Consider the following 10,296-nt stretch of genomic DNA (forward strand, 5'->3'; position numbering starts at 1 on the left):
GGGCTGCTCGACCCGGTCGCAACCGCGCTGGATGCGGCGCCCGCAGTCGCGGTCGAGGACCGGGTGCGCGAGGACCTGGCCGCCAACCGGGCGCGCGACGCGGCGGCCGGCGGGGCGGCGGTCGGTGCCCACAAGGCGGACCTCGCGCTGACCCACCTGCCGAAGGACCTGCCGGCCGAGCTGTGCTCGACCGGGGAGCAGAAGGCGCTGCTGGTCTCGGTCGTACTGGCCCATGCGGCGCTGATCGGCGCGGCGCGCGGATTCGCGCCCCTGCTGCTGCTGGACGAGGTGGCCGCGCATCTGGACGAGCGGCGGCGCGCCGCGCTCTACGAGGCGCTTGCCGCCCTGCCGGCCCAGGTGTTCCTGACAGGCACCGAAGCGGATATCTTCGCCCCCCTCCGCGGCACGGCGGAGGCCTTCGGCGCGACGCCCTCCGGGCTCGTTCCGATCGGCGATTTCCCCGTGCCGAAACCCGTCTGAATCCCTATATCCACTGAACGATTCAGCCGCACTTTCCAGGAGTTCCCGCCGGCATGTCCGACGCCGCCGCGCGCGCCACGCCCCCCACCCAGCCGACCGAGGGGAACGACGCCTACGACAGTGCCTCCATCACCGTGCTGCGGGGGCTCGAGGCGGTGCGCAAGCGCCCGGGCATGTACATCGGCGACACCGATGACGGCTCGGGCCTGCACCACATGGCCTTCGAGATCATCGACAACGCGGTGGACGAGGCGCAGGCCGGCTACGCGACCCGCGTCGCCGTCACGCTGAACGGCGATGGCAGCGTCACCGTGCTCGACGACGGGCGGGGCATCCCGGTGGACATGCATGCCGAGGAAGGCGTCTCCGCCGCCGAGGTCGTGCTGACGCGGCTGCATGCGGGCGGCAAGTTCAACCAGAATTCCTACAAGGTCTCGGGCGGCCTGCACGGCGTCGGTGCGGCAGTGGTGAACGCACTTTCGGAGTGGATGGAAGTCCGCATCTGGCGCGACGGGCGCGAGCACTTCATCCGCTTCGAGCATGGCGAGACGGTGCAGTCGCTGAAGGTCGTGGGTCCGTCGGACCACCCGAACGGCACCGAGGTGACCTTCAAGCCCTCTGACCGGACCTTCACGAAGACCGAATACGACTTCGCGGTGCTGGAGCGGCGGCTGCGCGAGTTGGCCTTCCTCAACAGCGGTCTGGCGATCGACCTGCGCGACGAGCGCCATGCCGACGTGAAGGAGGCGAAGTTCCGCTTCGATGGCGGGCTGGTCGCCTTCGTCGAATGGCTCGACCGCTCCAAGCAGCCGATCTTCAAGCCGCCGATCTCCGTCGTGTCGAAGGAGACGGACGGCATCCGCGTCGAACTCGCGATGTGGTGGAACGACAGCCCGCATGAGGTGGCGCTGTGCTTCACCAACAACATCCCGCAGCGCGACGGCGGCACGCACCAGGCCGGCTTCCGCCAGGCGCTGACGCGCGTGGTGGCGAAGTACGCCGAGGATCTGGCGAAGAAGGAGAAGGTCGAGCTCTCGGGCGAGGACATGCGCGAGGGCCTGACCGCCGTGCTGTCCGTGAAGGTGCCGGATCCGAAGTTCTCCTCGCAGACCAAGGACAAGCTGGTCTCGTCCGAGGTGCAGCCGGTGGTGCAGATGGCCGTCGCCGACGCGCTCGGCCACTGGTTCGAGACGCATCCGAAGGAGGCGAAGCAGGTCCTGGAGCAGGTCGTGCTGGCGGCCGCGGCGCGGAAGGCCGCGCAGCTGGCGCGGGAGAAGGTGGGGCGGAAGAACGCGCTCGACATCTCGACGCTGCCGGGCAAGCTCGCCGACTGCCAGGAGAAGGACCCGGCGAAGTCGGAGCTCTTCATCGTCGAGGGCGACAGCGCGGGCGGATCGGCGAAGCAGGGCCGCGACCGGCGCTTCCAGGCGATCCTGCCGCTCAAGGGCAAGATCCTGAATGTCGAGCGCGCGCGCATGGACAAGATGCTGTCTAGCGCCGAGGTCGGCACGCTGATCACCGCACTCGGCACCGGCATCGGTCCCGGGCCGGCCGACAAGGGCGGCTTCGCGGCGGAGAAGCTGCGCTACCACCGCATCGTCATCATGACGGACGCGGACGTCGACGGCAGCCACATCCGCACGCTGCTGCTGACCTTCTTCTTCCGCCAGATGCACGAGCTGATCAGCCGCGGGCACCTCTACATCGCGCAGCCGCCGCTCTACCGCGCCAAGCGCGGCAACGACGAGCGCTACCTGAAGGATGACCGCGCGCTGGAGGATTTCCTGCTGGAGAAGGCGCTGGCCGGCGCGCGGCTGAAGTTCGCCGACGGGCGGGAGCTGCGCGGGCCGGAGCTGCGCGAGGCGGTCGATGCGCTGCGCCAGGTGCAGGCGCGCATCCGGCGGCTTGCCGCGCAGGTGCCGGCGCAGATCGTGGAGCAGGCGGCGGTCGCCGGCGCGCTGACGCTGGACCAGGACCGCGCGCTGAACGCCGCCGCGGTGCTGGCGCGCCGGCTGGACGTGCTGGCGCCGGAGAACGAGCGCGGCTGGAAGGCGACGGCGGATGCGACGGGTCTGTCGCTCTATCGCACGGTGCGCGGCGTGACGGAGCGCCACGCGCTCGACGTCGCCGCGCTGAAGAGCGCGGAGGCGCGGTGGCTGGACGAGCGGCGCGAGACCTTCGCCGCCGATTACGGCGCCGGCGCCGCGACGCTCGGCTTCGAGGCCGCGGAGAGCGCGCAGCACGGCCCGCTGATGGTGTGGGACCGCATCATCGCGCAGGGCCGCAAGGGGCTGACGATCCAGCGCTTCAAGGGGTTGGGCGAGATGAACCCGGACCAGCTCTGGAAGACCACGCTCGATCCCGCCAACCGCACGCTGCTGCGCGTGAAGGTCGAGGACATCGAGGAGGCGGAGACGGTGTTCTCCACGCTGATGGGCGACGTGGTGGAGCCACGCCGCGACTTCATCGTGGAGAACGCGCTGAAGGTCGCCAACCTCGACGTGTGACGGTCGGTCCCGCGCCGGTCATCCCACCGGCGCGGCGATCACCATCCAGGACAGGCCGAAGCGGTCCGCGACCATGCCGAAGCGCGGCGAGAAGAAGGTCGCGCCGATCGGCATCTGCACCTGCCCGCCATCGGCCAGCGCGGCGAAGATGCGATCGGCCTCGGCGGCATCCGCCACGCTGAGCGCGAGCGAGACGCCCTGGAAGGCGGGCTGCCCGCCGCAGCGTCCGTCGGACAGCATCACCACCGTCTCGCCGATGCGCATCTCCGCATGCATGACCTTGTCCTCGCTGCCGGGCGCGACGGCGCCCGGCGGCGGCGGATCCGGCGCGTCGCGGAAGCGCATCAGCGTCGTCACTTCCGCGCCGAGCACGCGGCGGTAGAAGGCCATCGCCTCCTCCGCCCGGCCGTCCAGGAACAGGTAGGGCTGGACCTGCACGACGCTCACCCGGCCCGGCGGAAGGTCGCGGTCATGAAGCGGGTCCAGCCGCCATCCGCGCCCTGCACCTCCGACATCAGAAAGCGCGTGTCGGCGTCGCGCAGCTCGACGATGTCGCGGTAGCGCGAGGTGCCGGTCCCGTCGAAGGACGGGCCCTCGTTGTCCAGCGTCAGCGTCCGTCCGTCCTCCGACAGCGCGCCGTCGTAAAGGAACATGTGCGGCATCATGGAGCCGACCCAGCTGCCGCGGAATCGGCCGGCCTTCGCGTCGAACCCCATCGTCACCACCCAGCGCACGGCGCCGACGCCGGGCATCGTGCCCTCGGCCTCACCGATCACCCACTGCCCGCCGAGAGAGCGCACGCTCTCGCGTCCCGCGGCGCGCATCGGCGTGCCGTCCGGGCCGGTGCATTCGGTCTCGTAGCGCCACTCGCCGAGCAGCCGGTGCAGCCAGCCATGCTCGGGCGTGAGCGGCGCGGCCATCGGGCAGAGCCCGGGCGCGGGCGAGGCGAGATGCGCGATCAGCTTGTCGATCGTCTCGTCCCAGCCCCGCTCGAAGCCGGCTTCGAGATGGCGCGCGCGCGCCTCCACGGTGGGATGGTCCCAGCGCGCCTCGAAGCGCGTGCCATGCGCATCCGGCAGGAAGAGAAGCGTGCCGCGCGCGCCCGGCACCGGGCACTCCGTCACCTCGGGCACCCTCAGCACCAGCCTGCGGCCCGGCTCCACCGCCTCGATCACCAGCGGGTTGTCGTAATCCCTGCCGCTGGCGTCGCGCATCACCGTGTGGTGCAGCCCGCCGGGGCGCAGGTCGATCTCGCAGCGCGGCACGGTCATGCCGCGCGGTCCGAACCATTGCCGGACGCTCTCGGGATTCACCCAGGCGGCGAAGACTTCCTCCGGCGTGGCGGGGATGCGCCGCGTGATCGAGAGCGTGCGGTCGGCGACATGCGTGTCCATGGAGCGTTCCTTCCTCGTCCGTTCTGGTGCCGCGCCGGCGATCCGGCGCGGGGAGGCACGTCACGCTGCGAGCAGCGTCTCCAGCCGCTCGAGCGATTCCGTCCAGCCGCGCCGGTGCCGCGTGGCGGTGTCGGCGTCGGTGAAGCGGTCATGCGTCAGCGTCACCTCGGTGCCGTCGGGCACCTCGCGCAGCACGACGGTGACGCGGCTCACGCGCTCCGGCGTGCTGACCCAGTTCCAGGAGAAGACGAGGCGGCGTTCCGGCTCGATCTCCTGGTAGAGGCCAGTGACCTCGTGCCGCTCGCCATTGTCCTCGCGCAGCGCCACGCGGAAGCGGCCGCCGAGGCGGAGATCGGCCTCGGCGTGCTCGGCGCGGGTGTGGTGCGGGCCGAACCACAGCACCATCACCTCCGGCTTCGTCCAGGCGGCCCAGACGCGCGCGGGCGGTGCGCGGAATCGGCGGACCAGGGTCAGGCTCGGGACCGTCACGTTCACGGCTGCTCCTCCACCACGGCGGCCAGGCGATCGAGGCTCTCGGTCCAGAAGCGCTGGTAGCGCGCGAGCCACGCCATGGCGTCCTCCATCGGCGCGGGCGTCAGCCGGCAGGCCACGGTGCGGCCGGTCTTGCGCCGCGCGATCAGCCCAGCGTCCTCGAGGACGTCGAGATGCTTCATGACGGAGGGGAGCGAGATCGGCAGCGGCCGCGCGAGCTCGCTGACCGTCGCGGTCTCCTCCGCCTCCAGCCGCGCGAGGATCGCCCGGCGGGTCGGGTCGGAGAGCGCGGCGAAGACGCGGTCGAGGGGCTGTGGAGAATACTTAGCCATACGGCTAACTATTGTCAGCCGCGGCACCTGGGTCAAGCACGCAGCGTCAGGCGAGGATCACGAGATCGCGCTTGCGCCCGGCGCGGCTACAGCGTGACCCGCTTCCGCGGACCACGCTGTAGCTGTGGCTTGGGCGACTGATTCACCGCTCCGGCGATGCCGCCTTCGCGGATCAGGCGCTACAGCCGCGCCATCCAGGACAGGAAGGCGAAGAAGCCGGCGATCCCGGCGACGATGTGCAGAGCGAGCAGGCGTTCCGCGCCCGCTTTGCGCAGGCCGCGTGTGCGATAGGCGAAGTAGCCGGCGGCGATCGCGAGGCCGAGGAGCAGCACCGGCACGAAGCCCGGCGGGCCGCCCGGCCCCGGCACGCGCAGCACGATGGCGGCCAGCACCAGCGCGCCGGCGGCGAGTGCCACGTAGAGATGCGCCTTTACCCAGAGCGGCCTCCGCAGCCCCTGCAGCCAGGCGACGCCGACCAGCACGCCGAGGGCCAGCGTCGCGACCAGCGCGGCGGTGGCGGCGCTCGTCACGGCGCGGCCTTCACGACGTGCTCGGTGGTGTAGAGCCGCGTCGCGCGCGCCAGGAAATGCCCGACATCGTGCACGATGGCCGCACGTCCGGCCTCGCTGTCGAACCAGCGCTCGGTCATGGCCTGCACGGAGGGGAAGTGCAGCTCCGCGATGCCGTGGAAGCGCGGCACGGGGATCTCGCCCGGCGGCTCCGCCACCACCCAGTCGCGCACATAGCGCGCCATGCCGACATGGACGCGCAGCGCGAGGGCGGCGTGGTGCGTCCAGAGGCGGCGCGCCGCTTGCGGCGGCAGGTCGTCGTGGAAGGTCATCAGCGAGAGGAACTTCACGCCGGCCGCGCGGCCCACGGGACGCGGCAGCTCGTCCTTCTCCACCGTCTCGGCCACGCGGACGGACGCGTGCGGCAGGCCGTGCAGCAGCGGACCGAGGGAGATCAGCGCCTCGTCCAGCGCCTCGCCCTCGCCCCAGAGGTCGAGCACCGCGTCGAAGGCGGGCTCGGACGGCGCGACGGGCTCGCCCGGACGCTGCCAGGGCGGCGTGGCGGGTGTCGCGTCCACCAGATCCACCGACAGTGCGGCGAGCGGCGCGGCGTCGAAGGCGCGCGCCTGGTCGAGCACGCGCGCGCGGAAGCCGACGCGGTCCGTGCCGGGCGGCGCGGCGAGGAAGAGGCGGTGCTTGGCCATGCCGGAACGATAACGAGAGGGGCGGGTCACGCCTACGGGGCCGACGCGTCGCGTCAGCCCCCGCGGCGGTCGGACCGGATCAGTCGACGCCGAGCAGCTCCACGTCGAAGACGAGGGTCGCGTTGGGCGGGATCACGCCACCCGCGCCGCGCGCGCCATAGCCGAATTCGGGCGGGATGGTGAGCCGGCGCTGGCCGCCGACGCGCATGCCCGCGACGCCGCGGTCCCAGCCCTGGATCACGCGGCCGGCGCCGAGCGGGAAGGTGAAGGGCTCGCCGCGGTCGCGGGAGCTGTCGAACTTGCGGCCCTTGGTCTCGGGCGCGGCGGCGTCGAACAGCCAGCCGGTGTAGTGCACATGCACCGTCTTGCCCGACATCGCCATCGCGCCGCTGCCCTCGGCGAGGTCGTCCATCTTGACCGGCATCCCGGCCGTCTCCCTGCTGGTGTGACGGGACAGAACACCAGCGCGCGGCGCTTGGCCAGACGTCAGGCCTTGCCGACCGCCCAGCGCAGGCCCTTGGCCGCGGGCGCCAGCACCCGCTCCACGACCGGGATCAGGATGGCGCCGAGGACCAGTCCGACCACGCCCGACAGCGCCGCGCCGGCGAGCCAGCCGAGGAAGCCGGGCAAGGCGTGCGACACGTCGTGCAGCAGGTGGCCAAGCCAGGTGAGGCCGAACTCCTCCAGCCCATGGATGACGATGGCGCCGCCAACCCAGAGCATCGCGGCCGTGCCGATCACCGCCAGCGCGCGCAGGAAGGCCGGCATGCCAGCGACGAGTCCGCGCCCGATGGCGCGCAGCGCGCCCGAGCCGGTGGCGGCGAGCGCGACGCCCGCATCATCCGCCTTCACGATCAGCGCCACCGCGCCATAGACCGCGACCGTGATGGCGACGGCGACCACGCCGAGGACCACCGCCTGCATGACGATCGAGGCCTCGGTGACGGTCGAGAGCGTGATCGCCATGATCTCGGCGGAGAGGATGAAGTCGGTGCGGATGGCGCCGGCGACCTTCGCATCCTCCAGCGCCCGCGGATCGGCGGGCGCGGCGCCCACCTTTTCCTCGTGGGGGTGCGCGGCGTGCGGGAAGACGGCCTCGTAGACCTTCTCGGCGCCCTCGTAGCAGAGGAAGAGGCCGCCGAGCACGAGCAGCGGCGTGATCGCCCAGGGAGCGAAGGCGCTGAGGATCAGCGCGACAGGCAGCAGGATGAGCAGCTTGTTCTTCAGCGAGCCCATTGCGATCTTGCGCACGATCGGGATCTCGCGCGCCGCGGCGAAGCCGACGACGTAGCGCGGCGTCACCGCGGCGTCGTCGATCACCACGCCGGCCGCCTTGGCGCCGGCCTTGGCGGCCTGCCCCGCCACGTCGTCCACGGACGCCGCGGCGATCTTGGCGATGCCGGCGATGTCGTCGAGCAGGGCGAGCAGGCCGGTGGCCATCAGGGTTCCTCGGGCGGTGGCGGGCAACGCGCTAAAGACGATAGAAGGCCCGCGCGTTCCCGGCGAGCGCCAGCGTCGCGCGCTCCGGCCCCACCGCGTCGCGCAGCAGGGCGATGTCGGCGGCCTCGAAGGGCCGGCGCGCGCGGGTGGAGGGCAGGTCGGTGCCGAACATCAGCGCATCGGCCCGGATCGCGGCGATGCGCGCGAGCGCGTCCGGCACGTCGAGCTCCACGCGGCCGAAGCCGGTCGCCTTCACCTTCGCGCCGGCGGCGACGAGGTCGAGCACGACGGGCAGGCCGGCTTCGGTCATGCCGAGATGGTCCAGCACGAGCCAGGGCGCGAGGCGGCGCAGCCGCGGCAGCGCGGGTGCGAGCGCTGCGGCATCGGCATAGATCTGCGCATGCAGCCCCGCGGCGTCCCGCGCGCGCTCCGCGAGGTCGAGCGCGGCATCGAGCGGTCCCATGCCGCGATAGAGATTGTGCCGCAGCCCGCGCACGCTGGCCGCGGCAAGGCGCCGCAGCGCGGCGTCGTCCAGCGCCGGATCGGCGTTCAGCACCGCGATGAATCCGGGGCCGAGTTCCTGCAGCGCGGCGAGGATCGGCGCGGGGTCGAGGCCATGGGTCGAGGCCGCTACCAGCACGCCGCCGGTCACGCCGAGCGGCCGGGCCTGCGCCAGGTAATCGGCCACGGTGAAGGCCTCCGGCACGAAGCCGTCATGGCCCGGCAGCGGGAAGCGCGGGTCGAAGACGTGGAAATGCGCGTCGATCAAGACGCGGTCGCCCGGTAGCGGAAGCGGTCGGCGCGGCCATGGGCGATGCGCGCCTCCACCGCGCGGCCGGCGGCGTCGTAGGCGATGCGCTCCGCGGCGATCACCGCCTCGCCGGGCGCGACGCCGAGCGCGAGTGCGATGCGCGCATCGGCACGCGCGACGGCGATCTCGTCCTCCACGCGCGCCACAAGCACGCCGCAGCGCTCGAGCAGCAGCGGGTAGAGCAGCGCGCCGTATTCCTCGGGCGGCAGGGTCAGCAGCGGCGCGGCTTCGGGCAGGGGCAGGCGGATCGTCTCGGCCAGCAGCACCTCGCCACGCCAACTGCGCAGGCGTTCGAGCCGCAAAGCGGGCGAACCGGCGGGGCGGCCGAGCCGTGCCGCGAGGCCGGGCGAGAGGGCGACTTGGCCGGCAGCGAGGATGCGGCTTTCGGGCAGGATCGGCGTGCCGTCCGGCTCCGACAGGCGGAAGAAGCGCAACAGGCTGGCGGCCGGGGCGTGGCGGGCGAAGGTCCCGCGGCCCTGCCGGCGCTCCACCAGCCCCTCGGCGGCGAGGTCGCCGAGCGCACGGCGCATGGTGAGCAGCGCGACGCCGTAATCGGCAGCGAGCCGGGATTCCGCCGGAAGCGCCGTGCCGGGCGGCCATTCCCCCGCCGCGAGCCGGGCCGCGAGGGCGTCGCGGAGCCGGGCGTGCAGCGGCAGGCGGGTGTCGGGCAGGGGCGCCGGCATGACGTCATCCAACACCTTGTCATGGCCGCTGACTAGTCCTTTGCTCCTTTGCAGGACTGGTCTAGGCTGCCGCGCATGGCGGCCCGAGACCGCCGGAGGAGGACGCCTTGCCCACCCGTCGCGCCACGCTCGCCGCCCTTGCTGGCCTGCCCCTCGCCCTGCCGGCACTCGCCCAGGGCTGGGCGCCGTCGCGGCCGCTGCGGATGGTCGTGCCCTATGCGCCGGGCGGCGGCGCCGACACCACGGCGCGGCTGCTCGCCGGGCCGATGTCGGCCGTGCTCGGCCAGACCGTGGTGGTGGAGAATCGCGGCGGCGCCGGCGGCTCGATCGGCGCGGGCGAGGTGGCGCGCGCGGCGCCCGACGGGCACACGGTGATGCTGGATGCGCTCGGCCATGTCTCGACGCCGGTGCTGCTGCGCGGCCTGACCTTCGACTACGCGACTGCCTTCGCGCCGATCACCCAGCTGACGACGCTGCCGCAGATCATGATCGCGCATCGCAACGCGCCCTATTCGACGCTGGCGGAGTTCATCGCCTTCGCCCGCGCGCGACCGGGGCAGCTGACCTATGGCTCGTCCGGCAATGCGACGGCGGCGCATCTGGCGTCCGTCGCGCTGCTGCGGCGTGCGGGGCTGGACGTGCAGCATTCGCCCTATCGCGGCGGCGGGCCGGCGCTGCAGGACCTGCTGACGGGCAGCCTCGCCTTCGTCTTCGCCACCGTCTCGTCCTCGACGCAGCTGGTGCGGGCGGGGACGGTGAAGGCGCTCGGCGTCTCGACGGCGGCGCGCATCGCCGCGCTGCCCGAGGTGCCGACCATCGCGGAACAGGGATTCGCCGGCTTCGAGCTGAACGAGTGGAACGGATTCTATGCGCCGGCCGCGACGCCCGCGCCGGCAATCGCCGCGCTGCGCGAGGCAGTGCTGGCGGCGCTGCGCGACGAGGGC

At 72.6% G+C, this 10,296-nt stretch carries 12 protein-coding genes and 1 pseudogene; 3 read left to right on the forward strand and 10 right to left on the reverse strand.

Annotation, left to right across the window (positions count from 1 at the left end; all coding sequences use genetic code 11):
* Together L2I40_RS11730 and gyrB are read left to right on the forward strand one after the other, a co-directional pair.
* Window positions 1–480, forward strand: a pseudogene (locus L2I40_RS11730) (DNA replication/repair protein RecF); the annotation flags it as partial.
* A 53-nt stretch (window positions 481–533) separates the two neighbouring features.
* Window positions 534–2,987: a DNA topoisomerase (ATP-hydrolyzing) subunit B gene (gene gyrB, locus L2I40_RS11735; protein WP_237215140.1), complete on the forward strand. Its 2,454-nt coding sequence runs from the start codon at window positions 534–536 to the stop codon at window positions 2,985–2,987.
* An 18-nt stretch (window positions 2,988–3,005) separates the two neighbouring features.
* On the opposite strand, the gene L2I40_RS11740 is transcribed toward gyrB, so the two are convergent.
* The 10 genes from L2I40_RS11740 to L2I40_RS11785 all read right to left on the reverse strand — a co-directional run bounded on the left by L2I40_RS11740 (window position 3,006) and on the right by L2I40_RS11785 (window position 9,352).
* Complete coding sequence (locus L2I40_RS11740; RefSeq protein ID WP_237215141.1) at window positions 3,006–3,425, reverse strand: VOC family protein; 420 nt, start codon at window positions 3,423–3,425, stop codon at window positions 3,006–3,008.
* Between the two features lie 5 nt (window positions 3,426–3,430).
* Entirely contained in the window at window positions 3,431–4,381 is a 951-nt protein-coding gene (locus L2I40_RS11745) for a DUF1579 family protein (RefSeq protein ID WP_237215142.1), read from the reverse strand.
* 60 nt (window positions 4,382–4,441) lie between these two features.
* Window positions 4,442–4,876, reverse strand: coding sequence for an SRPBCC family protein (locus L2I40_RS11750; RefSeq protein WP_237215143.1), 435 nt, complete (start codon window positions 4,874–4,876; stop codon window positions 4,442–4,444).
* On the reverse strand, window positions 4,873–5,232 hold the full coding sequence (locus L2I40_RS11755) for an ArsR/SmtB family transcription factor (protein WP_237215151.1): 360 nt from the start codon (window positions 5,230–5,232) through the stop codon (window positions 4,873–4,875). Before L2I40_RS11755 ends, L2I40_RS11750 begins: the two co-directional genes overlap by 4 nt.
* Before the next feature lie 152 nt (window positions 5,233–5,384).
* Window positions 5,385–5,735: a hypothetical protein gene (locus L2I40_RS11760; RefSeq protein ID WP_237215144.1), complete on the reverse strand. Its 351-nt coding sequence runs from the start codon at window positions 5,733–5,735 to the stop codon at window positions 5,385–5,387.
* A complete protein-coding gene (locus tag L2I40_RS11765; RefSeq protein WP_237215145.1) occupies window positions 5,732–6,418 on the reverse strand; it encodes an EthD domain-containing protein in 687 nt (228 codons plus the stop codon). The genes L2I40_RS11760 and L2I40_RS11765 overlap by 4 nt, the downstream gene beginning before the upstream one ends.
* A gap of 79 nt (window positions 6,419–6,497) precedes the next feature.
* A complete protein-coding gene (locus L2I40_RS11770; protein WP_237215146.1) occupies window positions 6,498–6,842 on the reverse strand; it encodes an FKBP-type peptidyl-prolyl cis-trans isomerase in 345 nt (114 codons plus the stop codon).
* A gap of 62 nt (window positions 6,843–6,904) precedes the next feature.
* Window positions 6,905–7,858 carry a DUF808 domain-containing protein gene (locus L2I40_RS11775; protein WP_237215147.1) on the reverse strand — a complete coding sequence of 318 codons (954 nt, stop codon included), beginning with the start codon at window positions 7,856–7,858 and terminating at the stop codon, window positions 6,905–6,907.
* Between the two features lie 31 nt (window positions 7,859–7,889).
* The gene (locus L2I40_RS11780) at window positions 7,890–8,627 is read right to left on the reverse strand and encodes an amidohydrolase family protein (RefSeq protein ID WP_237215148.1); all 738 of its coding nucleotides are present in this window, start codon (window positions 8,625–8,627) and stop codon (window positions 7,890–7,892) included.
* Window positions 8,624–9,352, reverse strand: coding sequence for a GntR family transcriptional regulator (locus L2I40_RS11785; protein WP_237215149.1), 729 nt, complete (start codon window positions 9,350–9,352; stop codon window positions 8,624–8,626). Before L2I40_RS11785 ends, L2I40_RS11780 begins: the two co-directional genes overlap by 4 nt.
* Window positions 9,353–9,459: 107 nt before the next feature.
* Here L2I40_RS11785 and L2I40_RS11790 point away from each other — a divergent pair.
* The coding region (locus L2I40_RS11790; RefSeq protein ID WP_237215150.1) for a tripartite tricarboxylate transporter substrate-binding protein at window positions 9,460–10,296 on the forward strand (837 nt) is incomplete at its 3' end.

Source organism: Falsiroseomonas oryziterrae, from assembly GCF_021864505.1.
Lineage (GTDB): Bacteria > Pseudomonadota > Alphaproteobacteria > Acetobacterales > Acetobacteraceae > Falsiroseomonas > Falsiroseomonas oryziterrae.